Here is an 18,431-nt window from a genome sequence, read left to right on the forward strand (position 1 = left end):
GAGAAGAGACGGACTCTGCAAACGCTTGAATGCGTGTTGAGAACAACTAGTTAGATTTTCCCAGATTGCTATTTATTGCCATAAGGCGATAAATAAAACAGAATTTGCTTGGCGACCATAGCGTTATGGACCCACCTGATCCCTTGCCGAACTCAGTAGTGAAACGTAATAGCGCCGATGGTAGTGTGGGGTCTCCCCATGTGAGAGTAGGACATCGCCAGGCTTCAAATTTTAGAATTTGCACTTGCAGATTCATAACAGCTTTGTGTGCTGGTATGGCTCAGTTGGTAGAGCGCACCCTTGGTAAGGGTGAGGTCCCCAGTTCGACTCTGGGTACTAGCACCATTTATTTTTTTAGCAACCATAGCACAGCGGTACCACCTGATCCCATGCCGAACTCAGAAGTGAAACGTTGTAGCGCCGATGGTAGTGTGGGGTCTCCCCATGTGAGAGTAGGACATTGCTAAATACCTCTTTAAAACCCAGCCTTCGGCTGGGTTTTTTCAGTTCTGACGTATCAATATTCCTCGTTATTCTTCATCTCTTTATTACAATTACACTATAGTCTCGGTTGAGATGGTTTAATTTTACTTGCACCATTATTGTTTTTTCTATAGTTTTAACTGGATATCTAGACGGCTAAAGCTATTTTGGGGTAAGGAGAAAACCAAAGTGCCAATTAAAATACCGGATCGTTTACCAGCTACAGATATTTTGAGAAGTGAGAATATCTTTGTGATGACGGAAGCTCGTGCTGCTAGTCAGGGAATTCGACCGCTTAAAGTTTTATTACTAAATTTAATGCCCAAGAAGATTGAGACTGAAACTCAGTTTTTGCGGTTGTTATCGAATAGTCCATTACAGGTTGATGTGGAACTATTACGAATCGATAACCGACCAACAAAAAATACTCCTCAAGAACATTTAGATACTTTCTATCGTCAATTCGAAATGGTTAAAGATCGTAATTTTGATGGCTTGATTGTAACTGGAGCACCATTAGGTTTAGTGCAATTTGAAGATGTACTGTATTGGGAAGAAATTCAGTTAATCATGAATTGGGCTAAGGATCATGTAACTTCTACATTATTTGTTTGTTGGGCGGCGCAAGCTGGCTTAAAGCTGTTATATGATTTGCCTAAGCGTACACGTAAAGAAAAGCTTTCTGGTGTCTATCATCATCGTATACATGACTGTCATCACCCTATTCTACGTGGTTTTGATGATACCTTCTTTGCTCCTCATTCTCGTTATGCTGATTTCTCAGCTGACTATCTTGGCAAACATACTGATTTAGATATATTGGCAACGTCAGATAAGGCTGGGGTCTATTTGGCTGCAACCAAAGATAAACGCAATGTGTTTGTCACTGGTCATCCTGAGTATGATGTCGATACGTTACACAATGAATTTGTGCGTGATCGTGAACAAGGGATAGAACCTACGATACCTGTTAATTATTATCCAAATGATGATATTAATTGTGATCCTGTTGCAAGTTGGCGCAGTCATGGTCATTTATTGTTTAGTAATTGGCTTAATTACTGTGTCTATCAACAGACGCCTTATGACTTGGAGCATTTCTCAGAAGCGAGTTTTACTAAAGATCAATAATAAAAAGGCCTGCTTATTAGCAGGCCTTTTTATTATTGATGGTTAAGGGAAAAATTAATGTTTATTCTGGTTTTCCCACAACTTGGCTTTTTCAATTAATGAGGTAATGGTCGAGCCTTGAATTAAGATTGAGAACACCACAACTGAGTAAGTCATTACCAGTATAATTTCTCTGACATCAATGTCTTTTTCTGGAATAACCATTACCCCTGCCGGTACGGCCATTGCCATGGCAAGTGCAAGCCCACCGCGCAAGCCACCCCAAGTAAGGATTTTAACTGACATTGGATTGTATTGACGATAATGGCTAAAGCCAAGATAAGGTAATTTCACGCTTAAGTAGCGGCTTAGTAATACTAGTGGAATTGCAATTGCCATTAGAATCCAGTCTTCTTGGTGAAAACTGAACTCAAGCATGGTCATACCAATGAGCAAGAATAATAGGCCGTTAAGGAATTCATCGACGAGTTCCCAAAAGTGATCAAGATGCTCCTCACTTTCTTTTGAGAAACCGATATAACGGGTCCAGTTACCGATCATAATCCCTGAAACTACCATCGCCAGTGGGCCTGAAACGTGAATGATTTCAGCAAAAGCATAACCTGCAGTTGGAATACCAATGGTAAGTAGGAGTTCCATCGAGTGATCATCGGTTGAGCAGATGAGGTAATGGAAAATGAGACCAAGAATAAAGCCATACACAATGCCGCCAATCGCTTCTTGTAAGAATAATTGGCTTACGCTGACAACGGTTGGGCTTTGATCACCAAAGGCAATGGTAAATAGAGTGACAAAAATAACTAAACCAAAGCCATCATTAAATAGTGACTCACCTTCGATTTGGGTTGAGATTCGGCGCGGCGCATTCATCTTTTTAACAATAGCAAGTACTGCAATTGGATCTGTCGGTGAGATCAGTGAGCCAAAAAGTAAGCAGTAAATAAGATCAAGTTGGATCCCAAGTAGCTGACAAATACCCCATAAGCTAAAACCAATAAAAAAGGTTGAAAACAGGGTTGAGCCTAATGCTAGAGTAGTGATTTCCCATTTTTGCTCTTTGAGGTGAGGTAATTTTATACCAAGCCCACCTGCAAAGAGCAAAAATCCTAAAATCCCTTTTAACAAAAAGTTTTCAAAGTTGATTTTTCCCATTTGGGTTGAGGCAATATCTTCGAGATGAAACCAACCATTATGACCTGCAAAAATAATCAGTAACGATAAGATGAGTGAGCCAGCCGTAATGGCAATGGTCGTTTGCATCTTACCTATCTTACTGTTTATAAAAGCTATAAGCATTGCTGCTGCAGCTAGGAAGCAGAGGGTGTTGTAAACCGACATACCAAACCTCTAGATTAAATTATTGATTAGACTTAATTATTTGTGATAGTAAAACCATCAGTTAGTAATGGCTACCGTTAATTAACTTATTTTGCCATTCTACCTGTTTAGACGTCTAGATTCCTATTTGAATTGTGATAGGATGTTATCAGGCTGTAATGGATTATAAGGATATAATGTAGTGTTAAAAAGCAAGGATGTACTGCATAAGCGACTCGAACAGCAAATTTTGATCATTGATGGCGGCATGGGCACGATGATCCAAGGCTATAAACTTGATGAGCAAGATTATCGAGGTCAACGCTTTAGTGATTGGCATGCAGATCTTAAAGGTAATAACGATCTATTAGTTTTAACCCAGCCACAATTAATTAAAGATATTCATCTTGAGTACTTAGAAGCTGGCGCTGATATTTTAGAAACCAATACCTTTAACGCGACTACCATTGCAATGGCTGACTATGATATGGAAAGCCTCAGTGCCGAAATTAATTTTGCAGCCGCAACGCTTGCCCGTGAAGCAGCAGATGAATGGACTGCACAAACACCAGATAAGCCGCGTTTTGTGGCTGGGGTATTAGGCCCGACTAACCGCACCTGTTCTATCTCCCCTGATGTTAATGATCCTGGGTTCCGTAATGTCACCTTTGATCAATTAGTGATCGCTTATAGCGAGTCAACGCATGCGTTAATTAAAGGTGGGGTCGATATTATTTTGATCGAGACCATTTTTGATACCCTTAATGCTAAAGCCTGTGCTTTTGCGGTAACAGGTGTATTTGAAGAGCTGGGTTATGAGCTCCCGGTGATGATTTCAGGAACGATCACTGATGCCTCCGGCCGCACTCTTTCAGGCCAAACTACCGAAGCTTTTTATAATTCATTACGCCATGTAAAGCCGATATCTTTTGGCTTAAATTGTGCACTTGGACCGGATGAACTACGCCAGTATGTGGCTGAGTTATCTCGGATTTCTGAGTGTGCGGTTTCGGCGCACCCGAATGCTGGTTTACCTAATGCGTTTGGTGAGTATGATCTTGAAGCCGAGGAAATGGCTGAACATATTAAAGAGTGGGCTCAGCAAGGCTTTTTAAATTTGGTCGGTGGATGTTGTGGTACTACCCCTGAACATATTCGACAAATGTATCAAGCCACCAAGAATATTAAACCTCGCCTGTTACCTGAAATTAAAATTGCGTGTCGATTATCGGGATTAGAACCGCTGATTATTGAGGCTGATAGCTTATTTGTTAATGTTGGTGAGCGTACCAATGTCACCGGTTCAGCACGTTTTAAACGTTTAATTAAAGACGAGCTGTATGATGAGGCGTTAGAGGTTGCTCGTCAGCAAGTTGAAGCCGGTGCACAAATTATTGATATCAACATGGATGAAGGCATGTTGGATGCTAAAGCGGCAATGGTGCGTTTTCTTAATTTGTGTGCAACGGAGCCTGAGATCGCGAAAGTACCGATCATGGTTGATTCTTCAAAATGGGAAATTATTGAAGCTGGACTTAAATGTGTTCAGGGTAAGCCAATTGTTAACTCAATTTCACTCAAAGAAGGCAAAGAGAATTTTATTGCTCAAGCTAAGCTGTTACGTCGTTATGGCGCTGCTGTGATTGTGATGGCATTTGATGAAGTTGGTCAGGCTGATACACGTGAGCGTAAAATTGAAATTTGTACCAATGCGTATCATATTTTGGTCGATGAAGTAGGTTTTCCCGCAGAAGATATTATTTTCGATCCTAATATTTTTGCTGTCGCGACCGGTATCGAAGAACATAATAATTATGCGGTCGATTTTATTGAAGCCGTTGCTGATATTAAACGTACCTTACCTCATGCGATGGTTTCTGGCGGGGTATCTAATGTATCGTTTTCATTTCGAGGTAATAACCCTGTTCGAGAAGCGATCCATGCGGTGTTTTTATATTACTGTTTTAAAAATGGCATGGATATGGGGATCGTTAATGCGGGCCAGTTAGCGATTTATGATGATCTATCTGATGAATTACGCAATGCGGTTGAAGATGTGGTGCTTAATCGGCGTGATGACAGTACTGATCGACTGCTCGATATTGCTGCCAACTATCGTGATAGTGGTGCCGTTGAAGAAGATCGTAGTCAGCAAGAATGGCGTAGTTGGTCAGTTGAAAAACGGTTAGAGCATGCCCTGGTCAAAGGTATTACTGAGTTTATTATTGAAGATACTGAACAAGCTCGTGTCAATGCCACTAAGCCGTTAGATGTTATTGAAGGGCCTTTAATGGCTGGTATGAATGTGGTGGGTGATCTGTTTGGTGAAGGTAAGATGTTTTTACCACAAGTGGTTAAATCAGCGCGAGTCATGAAGCAGGCTGTTGCCCATTTAGAGCCGTATATTAATGCTGAAAAACAAGTCGGATACACCAACGGTAAGATTCTATTAGCCACCGTAAAAGGTGATGTGCACGATATTGGTAAAAATATTGTCGGGGTCGTGCTTCAATGTAATAACTATGAAATCATTGATTTAGGTGTAATGGTCTCATGCGATCAAATTTTGCAGGTCGCGCAAGAACAGAATGTCGATATTATTGGTTTGAGTGGTTTGATTACACCGTCATTGGATGAAATGGTGCATGTAGCGAAAGAAATGCAGCGGCGCGGATTTGATATTCCGTTATTAATTGGCGGTGCCACTACTTCAAAAGCGCATACCGCAGTCAAGATTGAACAAAATTATCAACAGCCAGTGGTATATGTATCTAATGCATCGCGTGCTGTCGGTGTATGTTCAGCGCTGTTATCCGAACAACAAAAACCAGCATTTGTAGAGCGATTAACCGCTGAATATGATGTTGTACGTGAACAACATGCGCGTAAAAAACCACGAACAGCACCGATCACACTCGACCAAGCACGAGCAAACGCCGTTGCACTTGATTGGGTTAACTACACGCCGCCAGCACCGAAACAAGCTGGGGTACATACTTTTACTGATTTTCCTATTGCTGAGTTACGTAAATATATCGATTGGACGCCCTTTTTTATGACTTGGTCATTAAGTGGTAAATATCCAACTATTTTACGGCATGAGGTGGTAGGGGTTGAAGCGACTAAGTTATTTGAAGACGCCAATAAAATTCTTGATGATATTGAACGGACAGGAATGATTAAAGCCAATGGCGTCTGTGGGTTATTCCCTGCAAATAATATTGGCGATGATGTTGAGGTTTACACTGATGAAACCCGTACTGAAGTGTTAACAGTATTGCATGGATTACGCCAACAAACCAAGAAGCCGAAAGGGCCAAATTATTGTTTGTCAGATTATATTGCCCCTAAAGAAAGTGGCAAAGCCGACTGGATTGGTGCTTTTGCTGTAACGGGTGGTATTGGTGAGTATGAAATAGCTGCTCAGTTTAAAGCGCAAGGTGACGATTATAACGCGATCATGATTCAAGCGGTGGCAGATCGATTAGCAGAAGCGTTTGCTGAATGTATGCATCAAATCGTGCGAAAGCAGATTTGGGGTTATGCTGCGGATGAAGATCTAGCAAATGATGATTTGATCCGTGAAAAATATCAAGGTATTCGTCCAGCTCCTGGCTATGCCGCTTGTCCTGAGCACACAGAAAAAGGTGCTATTTGGCAGTTATTGGATGCTGAAGCTAACACTGGCATGGTGCTAACCGAGAGTTATGCTATGTGGCCGGGGGCGGCGGTATCGGGTTGGTATTTTTCGCATCCTGATGCACGCTATTTTGCGGTGGCGCAGATCCAACATGATCAGTTAGCCAGTTATGCCGATCGTAAGGGGTGGAATATGATCGAGGCTGAGAAGTGGCTCGGGCCTAATTTATAATGATATTCTTCGGCTAAAAATAAATAAGGCGCAAAGTTTGCGCCTTTTTTATTTCTGGTAGTGGCTATTATTCTAAGAGTTGTTGATGGAGCGTGCTCACCACCGATTTTGCATCAGCCTCATCAACCAAGAAGCATAAATTGTGCGGGCTAGCGCCATAACAAATTAGCCGTAAATTATAAGCATCGAGTGCGCCAAAAATATGTTTAGCTGAGCCTTTACTATTGCTCATACGATTACCAATTAATGCGACTAGCGATAATCCTTGTTCGATGTCAACACGACATAATTGATTGAGCTGTTCTACTGCAGCGAGTGGTAGTGTTGGTGCTCCGCCGCCAGTGTCGGTTTGATCAAGTGTTAATGATACGCTGACTTCTGAGGTAGTAATTAAATCGACGGATATTTTATGCTCAGCCAGAATGCGGAAGACTTCTGCTAGAAAGCCATAAGCATGAAACATATTAAGGCTAGTTAGGGTCACCATGGTTTGATTACCACGCAGTGCCAATGCTCTAAATAACGGCGCTTGGTCAACTGTTTTTCGAATCCAAGTCCCGCCTTGCTGGGGAGCTTTTGATGAGCCGACAAATACTGGGATCTGTTGCCGTACCGCTGGTACCAGTGTCGATGGATGGAGTATTTTAGCGCCAAAGTTTGCCATTTCAGAAGCTTCACTAAAACTGATTTCTTTAATCGGCTTAGCGGCGGTGGTAATACGTGGATCAGTGGTGTACATCCCTGGTACATCGGTCCAGATTTCTAAGGTAGTAGCATCCGTCGCTTCTGCAATTAATGCCGCGCTGTAATCACTGCCACCTCGACCAAGCGTGGTGGTATTGCCTTGGCTATCACTACCAATAAAACCTTGTGAGACCACTACATGGGTAGCTAAGAGTGGTATTAAATGTTGCTGAGCTAATTGACGAATAATCTCTGGTTGTGGAATCGCTTTGCCAAATTGAGCGTCAGTTCGCATCACAGTACGAATATCAAATCTAATCGCGGCAGCATTCATTTCAACTAAAATTTGGTTAAACAGATGGGTCGATAATAATTCGCCGTGGCTGACCAGTTGATCGGTTAGTTGTGGTGACGGTTTAGTTGCGGCTTGGGTTGCGGCAGAAGCAATGTCATCGAGTAATGCATAAATAGCATCGCTAACAGTATTTGGGTGTTGCAGTTGATCAAGGATCTGTTGATGAATATTGGTTAATTGCTGTAAATGCTGCTGGCGTGAAGTGATATCACTAATACCATTGGCTAATGCAACTAATAAGTTAGTTACTCCCGAACAGGCACTAATTAATACTATTTTAGTGTGTGGGTTAGTGATAACGATGTCAGCACTGCGACACATTGCTGCGTAATCGGCAACACTAGTACCGCCAAATTTAGCGACAATTAACTGGTTTATAGCTGCTGCTGGAGTAATGCTCATTACGGTGTTCTCCCTTTATCGTAAATGCTGCAAGGTAGGTTATTTACTTCGGAAGAATTCCCGACGTCCATTGTCGAGGAGGTAATAGGCAGTAACGCTGGTAGCGGCTACCCAGAAGCTCCCCATCATAGTCAACCTGACTTAGATGACAGCCTGAAAGATTCAACTTTCATAGCCGATATAACGTGCCCCAAACGCGTTATATCTCGGCGTTACTCCCCCCTCTCAATATGGTTTAAGGATTGGGACCTACAATATTGATACCTGGGTAACGCACCTCTTCTGTAGTGAATAAACACTGTTATCATTGAATAGGAAATTCGCCTTGGTTGTCAATTGTTAAATGATAATTTCTCGATAGTTAACAAAAAGTATGTGTAGCGAACAGGGTTTGGGGGTATTACTTGCGGCTTTGGTATTGCTCTAATATTCTGTAATAACCACTAACGTGCACACCTTATTGATAATAATCATGATTTAATGGAGTTGAATCTATGCCTATCACCAGTTTTATGCCTCCCCAAAGAACCCTTATGGGGCCAGGTCCTTCTGATATTTATCCGCAGGTTTTGCAAGCGTTGAGCCGACCGACAATTGGTCATCTTGATCCGTTATTTATTAAAATGATGGATGAGATCAAGCAGTTGTTGCAATACGCTTTTCAAACAAACAATGCGTTTACGATTGCAGTGTCTGCTCCAGGTAGTGCGGGTATGGAAGCGTGTTTTGTTAACTTAGTTGAGGTAGGTGATAAGGTATTAGTTTGCCGTAATGGCGTGTTTGGCGATCGAATGCGTGAAAATGTAGAACGCTGCGGTGGCATCGCGGTTATGGTTGATAATGCATGGGGTGAACCTGTATCACCCGTTTTGGTTGAACAAGCATTACAGGCCGATCCTGAGATTAAAATTGTTGCATTTGTACATGCTGAAACCTCAACTGGGGCATTATCTGATGCGAAAGTATTGGCTGAAATTGCGCGTCGTTATGACTGCCTAACCATTGTTGATGCAGTGACCTCATTAGGTGGGGTGCCATTGCTGGTGGATGAGTGGCAACTGGATGCTGTCTATTCTGGCAGTCAAAAATGTTTATCGTGTGTACCAGGGCTATCACCGTTAACGTTTTCTGAAAAAGCATTAGCTAAAATTCAGCAGCGCCAAACACCAGTGCAAAGTTGGTTTTTGGATCAAAGTTTAGTACTTGGCTATTGGAGTGGCGAAGGTAAACGCAGCTATCATCATACCGCGCCTGTGAATAGTTTATATGCGTTACATGAAGCGTTAGTACTATTGCGAAATGAGGGGCTCGAGCAAGCTTGGCAGCGACATCAACGTGTTCATTTAGAATTAAAAACAGGACTTGAAGCTTTAGGAATTAAATTTGTAGTCGCAGAAGCCTATCGACTACCACAGCTTAATGCGGTTTATATTCCTGATGGCGTTGTTGATGCAGTAGTAAGATCAACTTTATTAGAACGTTATAACCTTGAGATTGGTGCAGGGTTGGGAACATTAGCAGGTAAAGCATGGCGGATTGGGTTAATGGGTTATGCTGCTCGTAGTGAAAATGTTGCTTTGTGTCTTAAAGCGCTTGAAAGTACGTTGAAATAACTCGATGGAGCCATCAATGGCAATCGTGATCGCCATTGATGGTTAAACAGTGATTATTTTGCTGACGAAGTTGCTGCTGTAGTGGTGCTAGGTAGGCTGATCCCCGGAAATAATTGTTGTGCTTCGGTAGCAACTTGCTCAGCTTGTGCTGTTTTACCTTGATTGTAATAGGCTAAGATTAAGTTCTGATATAACGCCGGTCGTGGCCATGTTTGGGCTTTTTGGTTAGCCCAGCGAACATAGTCAGCAACCAGTTGTGGCTTATCCGTCGCGATACCAAGTTGTAATTGGGTGAGATGTAAATCCCACTCAAAGCGGTGTTGCCATGCCCATGGATTATTTACTTTGACTAAATAATTGATATCAACGGGGCGGGTGGTTTCAAACTTAGTCAGTAACCAACCTGAATATAAAGTAGTGATCATAAAACTAGTGATCATTACGGGTAATGCGATCGCGCTGACTTTAAGTGCGAGTACATACTGAGTTTGATAGCGATGATACTTGGCGGTGAGATTATCAACCCAAAAGATCAAAATAATAAAGACGATCCAATGGGCGAGCGAATGATAAAACGGGTATTCAAGTTGAGTATGTAACACGATAGGAAAAAATAATCCGACTAACGCTAATTGAGTACCATTCGGGGCTTTTTTGATGCTAACCAGTACCGCTAATGCTGCCAGTATTAAACCCAGTAACGGGATGATGCCGCCTTCAGCTGCCCAATACAGTAATTCATTATGAGGATGATCTAAACTTGCTACACCGGCTGGATATTGTTGCGGATCCTGATGATGCCATAATGCAGTTTGAGTGATATATGCGGCTTCAAATTTACCATAGCCATAACCCGTTAGTGGCTTGGAGGTAAACATTTCATAAGCTTGCGGCATCATAATTGAGCGTTGGCTGTCTAATGTGATACGCGCTTGATGAGAAAAAGAACTGTCGGTTGTGCTGCTAACTTGCCACGCTAATGCGAGTCCTAACAGTAGCATTAATCCCCACATACGTTGTTGATACTTAGCCGCAAATCGATATAGATAAGGTAGCATCAGTAATGAGCCGATAGTTGCACCTAACCAGCCTGTGCGCGAATTAAGTACCACCAGTAACGGAATTGTTAGTACTGGTACTGCCAGCAAGATCATATGTTGCCAGACCCATTTACCACGATAACGCGGTAGGCGGGCTAATAAATAGGCGGCAATAACCAGTCCGGTGGCTAAGAAACTCGCCATTACGTTTGGTTGTTGGAAAATACCATAGGGACGGTTAGCGATAATGTCATAACCAAAACGATTATTAGCCGTAAGCCATAAAAATTGGTACCAGCCAAACACGGCTTCGATTAAGACAGCAATAGTGATAAACCATAATAATCGTTGCCGTTGACTATGGGTAAAAACAAATTGTTGTAAGCTGGTGAAAAATAAAAATCCTGCCCAGAGAGTTAGCAAGCGGTTTGAAGCTGCGAAGCCATCAGCATTGGGGTAAAACACCGGTAATGTCAGTAGCACGCAACAGCTAAATAAAAGCAGTGTCATACGAGAATAACGCCAGACTTTTTGACGACATATTTCTAATAGACCACAGCTAATAGCGACGCTAAATGGAATCCATGCTGCTGCATTAAATGACAGCTCAAGCCCTGAGCCGCCGGGGTTATGCTGAAAATAATGCATAGCAACGATAAATAATAAGCCCACACTGGCTAAGAAAAAACGTACTAAAGGTAAAGGCTTAGAAATCCGTTTCTGTTCTAATTTCGTACCTTGAAGTTGTAACACTGTCATGGTGAGTCCTGAGTGAAAAAGCAAACAGGCTGACTGATGTCAACCTGCTTGTAGGGCCTAATTACGTTTTACAATTAGATGTTAAGCAGTGGTTTAAGAAACCTTGCCGTATGCGATCCAGCAACCAGTGCCACTTGTTCAGGAGTACCTGTAGCGATAATTTCACCACCACCGTTTCCTCCCTCTGGGCCAAGGTCGATCACCCAATCCGCCGTTTTAACCACATCCAGATTATGTTCGATCACTACAATAGTATTGCCACGATCTCGTAGCTTATGTAATACAGTTAACAATTGCTGAATATCGTGAAAGTGTAAGCCAGTGGTTGGCTCATCTAAAATATATAAGGTTTTTCCTGTATCACGTTTAGATAATTCTTTCGCGAGTTTAACCCGTTGTGCTTCACCGCCGGACAAGGTTGTTGCTGCTTGGCCGAGACGAATATACGATAAGCCGACATCAATTAATGTTTTTAATTTTCGCGCAATTGCTGGAACCGGTTCAAAAAATTGATGCGCATCTTCAACCGTTAGTTGTAATACTTCATCAATGCTTTTTCCTTTGTAGCGTACTTCTAAGGTTTCACGGTTATAGCGCTTACCCTTACAGGCATCACACGGTACATAAACATCGGGTAAAAAGTGCATTTCTACTTTAATTACCCCATCACCTTGGCAAGCCTCACAACGACCACCACGGACATTAAAGCTAAACCGACCTGGTTTATAGCCTCGAGAACGAGATTCTTGAGTACCAGCAAATAATTCACGAATGGGAGTGAAAATACCCGTGTAGGTAGCAGGATTTGAACGTGGCGTACGACCAATTGGGCTTTGATCAATATCGATCACTTTATCAAAGTGTTCTAAATCTTGAATTTCTTTGTAAGGGGCTGGCGTACCGGTAGTCGCGCCATTAAGTCGCTGGTGGGCGATTCTAAAGAAGGTATCATTGATCAAGGTTGATTTACCTGATCCAGAAACACCAGTAATACAGGTCAGTAATCCGACTGGAATTTCGACATTAACATCTTTAAGGTTATTACCGCTGGCACCCAGTAATTTGACTGTTTTAGTGGCATCAAATGGTACTCGTTGTGCTGGAATAGCAATTGATTTTTTCCCGCTAAGATATTGACCAGTTAAAGATTTCTTTGATTTTAGGATGTCTTTAAGGCTACCTTCGGCAATAATTTCCCCGCCATGTACGCCAGCACCTGGGCCGATATCTATCACATAATCAGCGGCGCGAATCGCGTCTTCATCATGCTCAACCACAATCACGGTATTACCAAGATCACGGAGATGGATCAGCGTTTTGAGTAAGCGTTCATTATCCCGCTGATGGAGGCCAATGGATGGTTCATCAAGTACATACATCACCCCCATTAAACCTGCACCAATTTGGCTTGCCAAACGAATACGCTGAGCTTCACCGCCCGAAAGGGTGTCGGCACTGCGAGATAGGCTGAGATAATTGAGGCCAACATTGATTAAGAAACTTAAACGTTCATTAATTTCTTTTAAAATTTTGGCAGCGATCTGAGCCCGTTGACCTGTTAATGCCAACTCATCAAAGAAAGTAAATGCTTCATTGATACTCATATCACAGATATGGGGCAGGTTAGTTTCACCGATAAATACGTGACGTGCTTCTTGGCGTAAACGTGAACCGTGGCAGCTAGAACAAGGTTTGGTCGATACAAATTTAGCCAGTTCTTCACGGACAGAATTAGATTCTGTTTCGTGATAACGGCGTTCCATATTATTTAAAATACCTTCAAACGGATGTCGTCTAACGGTAATGTCACCGCGATCATTAATATATTTAAATTCAATATCAGTGCTACCAGAACCCGAGAGGATCAAGGTTTGGATTTTCTTTGATAGGGTATTAAAAGGTGCTTCAACATCAAATTTAAAATGTTCAGCTAATGATTTGAGCATTTGAAAGTAGTAAAAATTACGTTTATCCCAACCGCGAATTGCGCCGCCAGCTAAACTGAGTTCACCATTTTGTAGCACTCGTTCTGGGTCAAAATACTGTTGAACGCCTAAACCATCACAGGTGCCACACGCTCCGGCAGGGTTATTGAATGAGAACAGCCGCGGCTCAAGCTCTTGCATGCTATAACCACAATGTGGACAGGCAAAGTTAGCTGAAAATACTTGTTCGCTCGCTTCACCGGCTGTCATTGGAGCGATTATCACCGTGCCGCCTGAAAGCTCTAATGCAGTTTCAAAAGATTCAGCTAAGCGTAATTGCAGATCATCACGGACTTTAAACCGATCAACCACGACTTCAATGGTGTGTTTTTTATGAAGTTCTAATGTCGGTGGATCTGATAGATCACACACTTCACCATCGATGCGGGCGCGAATATAACCTTGAGCAGAGAGGTTGGCGAGGGTTTTTAGGTGTTCGCCTTTACGTTCTTTGATGATAGGTGCAAGTAACATTAGCTTACTGCCTTCATCCATAGCGAGCACTTGATCAACCATTTGGCTAACCGTTTGAGCGGCAAGGGTGACGTTATGGGTTGGACAGCGTGGTTCACCTACGCGCGCATAGAGTAAGCGTAAATAGTCATAAATTTCAGTAATGGTGCCGACAGTAGAGCGAGGATTGTGTGAGGTTGATTTTTGTTCAATTGAAATGGCAGGTGATAAGCCTTCAATATGATCAACATCGGGCTTTTCCATTAACGATAGAAACTGACGAGCATAAGCCGATAGTGATTCGACATAGCGGCGTTGACCTTCAGCATATAAAGTATCAAATGCTAACGATGATTTTCCCGAACCAGATAAGCCCGTGATAACAACGAGCTTGTCGCGAGGAATGGAAATATTAATGTTTTTGAGATTATGGGTGCGTGCGCCCTGTACTTCGATGTAATCCATACCAATCACTATTCTTTTGCTAGATTGTAAGCGAGTAGTATTTCATAGCCGCTTTTAATGAGCAAAAGATACTGAATAAAAACACAGTAGCTCAAATAAAAAAATCCCGCTATAGCGCGGGATTTTTTAAATATTTAGCGGGCTTATTTTTTAGTTGTTTGTTGTTTAGCTAGCTTAGATGATTGGTCTTTCTTATAAATGTTTTCGTAACAGTAGTTAGTTGCTTCAATGTAACCATCAACACTACCACAGTCAAAACGCTTACCTTTAAATTTGTATGCCAGTACACAACCAGATTGTGCTTGTTTTAGTAGGGCGTCAGTAATTTGGATTTCGCCGCCTTTACCTGGTTCTGTTTGCTCGATAATATCAAAAATATCTGGTGTTAGGATGTAACGACCAATAATAGCAAGGTTACTTGGTGCTGTTCCTGGCTCAGGTTTTTCTACCATGTTGTCTACACGGAATAGATCATCACGGATCATTTGACCTGCAATTACACCGTATTTATGAGTATCTTCTTCAGGTACTTCTTCAACGGCAACGATTGAACAACGGAATTGCTTATAAAGAGCCGCCATTTGAGCTAACACGCCTTTTTCTTCGTTAACACAAAGGTCATCGGCAAGTACAACAGCAAAAGGTTCGTTACCTACTAGTTCACGACCCATAAGGATAGCGTGACCTAAGCCTTTCATTTCACCTTGACGAATGTAAGTGAAGTTAGCTGAGTCAATAACGCGACGGATATCAAATAAAAGATCTTCTTTGTTAGTACCACTTATTTGATGTTCTAGTTCATAGTTCTTATCAAAGTGATCCATCAAGGTATTTTTACCACGACCAGTAACAATACACATCCCGTTCATGCCTGCTTGAATCGCTTCCTCAACACCATATTCAATTAAAGGTTTGTTTACGATTGGCATCATCTCTTTTGGCATTGATTTTGTTGCTGGAAGAAATCGAGTACCGTAGCCTGCTGCTGGAAATAGACATTTCTTGATCATAGTGTTTCCTAGATTTAATGTAATTGATTATGTGTTGAGTGCAAATTTAAATCTTGCTGATAAATTCGTTAGTGAGAATTAACAAAACAATAGTTATTATTGTTTTGTTAACGCTTAATAGCATTGTATTGTTAGAGATTTTAATCAATAAATCAACTTTATATCATCCTTGTGTTCGCAAACTATAACAATAAGTTGAAGATGTATAATCTTTAATTATTAACCCTAATGATAATCCTTATATTGTTTTTTAAACTCTAGTTGTTATTAATTTTATAATTTAACTTATTATCGTATGCTATTTATTTGTTTTTAATATGTTTACTATTACCTTTAATATTTTCGTCAATGATTACTCTATTTATTATATGATCTTAGCGAATGTTTATATAATGACAGCTGAGTACATTATTAATATTTCCATAGTATATATTTTTAAATCACCGAAGTGTCATAAAAATGACAGTCTTGATGCAGTAGAGCTTGTTTGTGGATTTTTATATTGATTCTGGTTATGGTTTTACTGTTGGTTAGTTGTATTTGGTATGGATAATTGGGGGCTATAACCTATTTTGACGCTATGCCTTGACCTTGCTGACATGATAAACTGCGTGATTGAGTATAAACTTTGACTAAGCGGCTATTAACACCCAATACCGTCGCTATCAGCTTTGGAGTGAACTATGGCCAGTCGTGGCGTAAATAAAGTTATCTTAATCGGTAACTTAGGAAATGATCCAGAAATTCGTTACATGCCTAGCGGTGGTGCAGTAGCTAACATTACTATTGCAACCTCTGAATCTTGGCGTGATAAAGCTACCGGTGAGCAACGTGAAAAAACTGAGTGGCACCGTGTTGCATTGTTTGGGAAATTAGCAGAAGTCGCTGGTGAGTACTTACGTAAAGGCTCACAAGTGTACATTGAAGGCCAATTACAAACGCGTAAGTGGCAAAATCAGCAAGGCCAAGATCAATATACTACTGAAGTTGTTGTTCAAGGTTTTAACGGCGTAATGCAGATGCTAGGTGGCCGTAATGGTGGCCAAGGTGCTCCTATGGGTGGCCAGCAGCAACAACAGCAGAATCAAGGTAACTGGGGTCAGCCTCAACAACCTGCTGCTGCACCACAGCAAAATTATGCACCACAACAACCACAGCAACATCAGTCAGCACCGCAGCAGTCTGCTCCACAGCAACCGCAGCAACAATATAATGAGCCACCAATGGATTTTGACGACGATATTCCGTTCTGATCCTGAAAAAAGAAGCGATTATATTTAGCTTACTAATATCCATTAACCCAGCATTATTGCTGGGTTTTTTTGTGTATCAAAAATATTATACCTAAGCTAAACTATTAATATTATTATCACTATTTATCTTGTTGTATTTATGAAACGTTTAAATGTCGTTATTACTCTTTTATTATCTTTATTACTTACCATTGGGGTTGGATATAATGGCAATGAAATGATTGTAGTAAGTGGATGCTTATTTTTAGCATTGATTTTTTTGTCATCTAAACGTTGGTTAAAATGGTTGGTTATATTTCCAATTGGTTTTGTTGCAGTATTATATTTTCAGTCTGGATATATTTACGGTCATCCTAATATAGGTATTATTGCCTCATTAGTTGAAACCACTAAACGTGAAAGTATAGAATTTTTATTAGCAGTGCCAATAAAAGTATGGCTATTAAATGCTATTTTGTTAATCGTATTTTGTTATTATCTAATTAGGATTGAAATTGTATTTAAATGGTATAAATCTACTGTTTTATTAGGTGGGGTTTGCCTTTATTTTTCTTCTTTAAGTTTGTTTGTTAATCATATTTATATCAGTACTGAACATTATATTATCCAGATAAATGCAATCAGAAATAGCATTCATCAGACGGCTAATTGGACGGTTTTAAGTGCCAAGCCGAAGTATAAAAATTATGTGTTAATCATTGGTGAGAGCATGCGTAAAGATTATATGTCTGCGTATGGCTACCCGATTAATACCACTCCTTTCTTAGCTCAAACACCGGCAATATTGGTTAATGGTTATTTGTCGACAGCATCCCATACGGCAGTATCATTACCGAGAACTTTAGGTATCAGTAACGGATTAGATTTACATCCGGTTAATAATATAATTACGTTAGCCAATGCCGCTAAAATGAAAACAATATGGCTATCAAACCAAGGTTTTATTGGAAAATATGATACAGCTGTTTCAGTAATAGCGATGCATGCAGCAGAAAAACAATTTTTGAAAAAAGGTAATTTTCTAACTAATAATACGAGTGATTATGCATTACTACCGTTATTTAAGCAGGCATTAGCACAGCCTTATAATGGATCTAAATTAATTGTATTGCATATTATGGGATCACATGAAAATTTTTGTGATCGAATTAAAAAAGACATATATGGTTTGAAAGATAAAGATCTATCCTGTTATTTATCTACTTATAATCAAACAGATAGCATTATTAAAACGGTAGTTGATGATTTAAAATCGACTCAAGAAAGTTATTCATTATTTTATTTCTCAGATCATGGTCTTGATAATGTCAGCACTGTTAAAGGGCAAACACAATTAGTCCATGGTGATTTATATAAACAAAATTATGAAGTTCCATTGATTGAAATAGCCAGTGATATTAAGCAGCATACTATGCTGAATAAAAAAATAAGTGCTTTTGATTTTATGTCTATTTTCTCTAACTGGATTGGCGTTAAAACGACTCAATTACCAGCATTCAGTGTTTATCAGGCACCTCGAGTGAACAGTATTCACGTATTGAGTGGTAATAAAATGGTGCCTTTTAACTCATTAAAAAATGATCCAGATGAAATTATTGAACCGCATTAAT

At 40.7% G+C, this 18,431-nt stretch carries 10 protein-coding genes, 1 tRNA gene, 2 rRNA genes and 1 riboswitch; of the genes, 8 read left to right on the forward strand and 5 right to left on the reverse strand.

The window, feature by feature from the left end:
* Window positions 1–107 precede the first annotated feature (107 nt).
* The 4 genes from rrf (PPBDW_RS01860) to metA all read left to right on the forward strand — a co-directional run bounded on the left by rrf (PPBDW_RS01860) (window position 108) and on the right by metA (window position 1,614).
* A 5S ribosomal RNA gene (gene rrf / locus PPBDW_RS01860) occupies window positions 108–223 on the forward strand.
* A gap of 46 nt (window positions 224–269) precedes the next feature.
* Window positions 270–345, forward strand: a tRNA-Thr gene (locus PPBDW_RS01865).
* Window positions 346–353: 8 nt separating this feature from the next.
* A 5S ribosomal RNA gene (gene rrf / locus PPBDW_RS01870) occupies window positions 354–469 on the forward strand.
* A 203-nt stretch (window positions 470–672) separates the two neighbouring features.
* Entirely contained in the window at window positions 673–1,614 is a 942-nt protein-coding gene (gene metA, locus PPBDW_RS01875) for a homoserine O-acetyltransferase MetA (protein WP_036793075.1), read from the forward strand.
* Between the two features lie 54 nt (window positions 1,615–1,668).
* On the opposite strand, the gene PPBDW_RS01880 is transcribed toward metA, so the two are convergent.
* Window positions 1,669–2,952, reverse strand: a complete 1,284-nt coding sequence (locus PPBDW_RS01880; protein ID WP_036793077.1) for a cation:proton antiporter — start codon at window positions 2,950–2,952, stop codon at window positions 1,669–1,671.
* Window positions 2,953–3,133: 181 nt separating this feature from the next.
* On the opposite strand from PPBDW_RS01880, the gene metH reads away from it, so the two are divergent.
* Complete coding sequence (metH, locus tag PPBDW_RS01885) at window positions 3,134–6,802, forward strand: methionine synthase (RefSeq protein ID WP_036793079.1); 3,669 nt, start codon at window positions 3,134–3,136, stop codon at window positions 6,800–6,802.
* 67 nt (window positions 6,803–6,869) lie between these two features.
* Here the strand turns inward: metH and lysC are convergent, their stop codons facing one another.
* Complete coding sequence (gene lysC / locus PPBDW_RS01890) at window positions 6,870–8,243, reverse strand: lysine-sensitive aspartokinase 3 (RefSeq protein ID WP_036793081.1); 1,374 nt, start codon at window positions 8,241–8,243, stop codon at window positions 6,870–6,872.
* A gap of 107 nt (window positions 8,244–8,350) precedes the next feature.
* A riboswitch (Lysine riboswitch) is annotated at window positions 8,351–8,533 on the reverse strand.
* A gap of 204 nt (window positions 8,534–8,737) precedes the next feature.
* On the opposite strand from lysC, the gene PPBDW_RS01895 reads away from it, so the two are divergent.
* The gene (locus PPBDW_RS01895; protein WP_036793084.1) at window positions 8,738–9,856 is read left to right on the forward strand and encodes a pyridoxal-phosphate-dependent aminotransferase family protein; all 1,119 of its coding nucleotides are present in this window, start codon (window positions 8,738–8,740) and stop codon (window positions 9,854–9,856) included.
* A gap of 53 nt (window positions 9,857–9,909) precedes the next feature.
* Here the strand turns inward: PPBDW_RS01895 and PPBDW_RS01900 are convergent, their stop codons facing one another.
* The 3 genes from PPBDW_RS01900 to galU form a co-directional block, all read right to left on the reverse strand.
* Window positions 9,910–11,655 carry a PglL family O-oligosaccharyltransferase gene (locus PPBDW_RS01900; RefSeq protein WP_036793086.1) on the reverse strand — a complete coding sequence of 582 codons (1,746 nt, stop codon included), beginning with the start codon at window positions 11,653–11,655 and terminating at the stop codon, window positions 9,910–9,912.
* Window positions 11,656–11,729: 74 nt separating this feature from the next.
* Window positions 11,730–14,558, reverse strand: coding sequence for an excinuclease ABC subunit UvrA (gene uvrA / locus PPBDW_RS01905; protein ID WP_036793087.1), 2,829 nt, complete (start codon window positions 14,556–14,558; stop codon window positions 11,730–11,732).
* A 143-nt stretch (window positions 14,559–14,701) separates the two neighbouring features.
* Window positions 14,702–15,568: a UTP--glucose-1-phosphate uridylyltransferase GalU gene (galU, locus tag PPBDW_RS01910; protein WP_036793089.1), complete on the reverse strand. Its 867-nt coding sequence runs from the start codon at window positions 15,566–15,568 to the stop codon at window positions 14,702–14,704.
* A gap of 683 nt (window positions 15,569–16,251) precedes the next feature.
* Between galU and PPBDW_RS01915 the strand changes: the two genes are divergently transcribed.
* Together PPBDW_RS01915 and PPBDW_RS01920 are read left to right on the forward strand one after the other, a co-directional pair.
* Window positions 16,252–16,821, forward strand: a complete 570-nt coding sequence (locus PPBDW_RS01915) for a single-stranded DNA-binding protein (RefSeq protein ID WP_036793091.1) — start codon at window positions 16,252–16,254, stop codon at window positions 16,819–16,821.
* A 139-nt stretch (window positions 16,822–16,960) separates the two neighbouring features.
* Window positions 16,961–18,430 (forward strand): phosphoethanolamine transferase, encoded by a 1,470-nt coding sequence (locus PPBDW_RS01920; protein ID WP_054261966.1) that lies wholly within the window; start codon window positions 16,961–16,963, stop codon window positions 18,428–18,430.
* Window position 18,431 lies beyond the last annotated feature (1 nt).

Source organism: Photobacterium kishitanii (assembly GCF_000613045.3).
Lineage (GTDB): Bacteria > Pseudomonadota > Gammaproteobacteria > Enterobacterales > Vibrionaceae > Photobacterium > Photobacterium kishitanii.

Bases quoted from the DNA above. Each gene is read 5' to 3' on its own strand.
- PPBDW_RS01880 (WP_036793077.1), bottom strand. From the start codon at position 2,952: ATGTCGGTTTACAACACCCTCTGCTTCCTAGCTGCAGCAGCAATGCTT.
- lysC (WP_036793081.1), bottom strand. From the start codon at position 8,243: ATGAGCATTACTCCAGCAGCAGCTATAAACCAGTTAATTGTCGCTAAA.
- PPBDW_RS01895 (WP_036793084.1), top strand. From the start codon at position 8,738: ATGCCTATCACCAGTTTTATGCCTCCCCAAAGAACCCTTATGGGGCCA.
- PPBDW_RS01900 (WP_036793086.1), bottom strand. From the start codon at position 11,655: ATGACAGTGTTACAACTTCAAGGTACGAAATTAGAACAGAAACGGATT.
- uvrA (WP_036793087.1), bottom strand. From the start codon at position 14,558: ATGGATTACATCGAAGTACAGGGCGCACGCACCCATAATCTCAAAAAC.
- galU (WP_036793089.1), bottom strand. From the start codon at position 15,568: ATGATCAAGAAATGTCTATTTCCAGCAGCAGGCTACGGTACTCGATTT.
- PPBDW_RS01915 (WP_036793091.1), top strand. From the start codon at position 16,252: ATGGCCAGTCGTGGCGTAAATAAAGTTATCTTAATCGGTAACTTAGGA.
- PPBDW_RS01920 (WP_054261966.1), top strand. From the start codon at position 16,961: ATGAAACGTTTAAATGTCGTTATTACTCTTTTATTATCTTTATTACTT.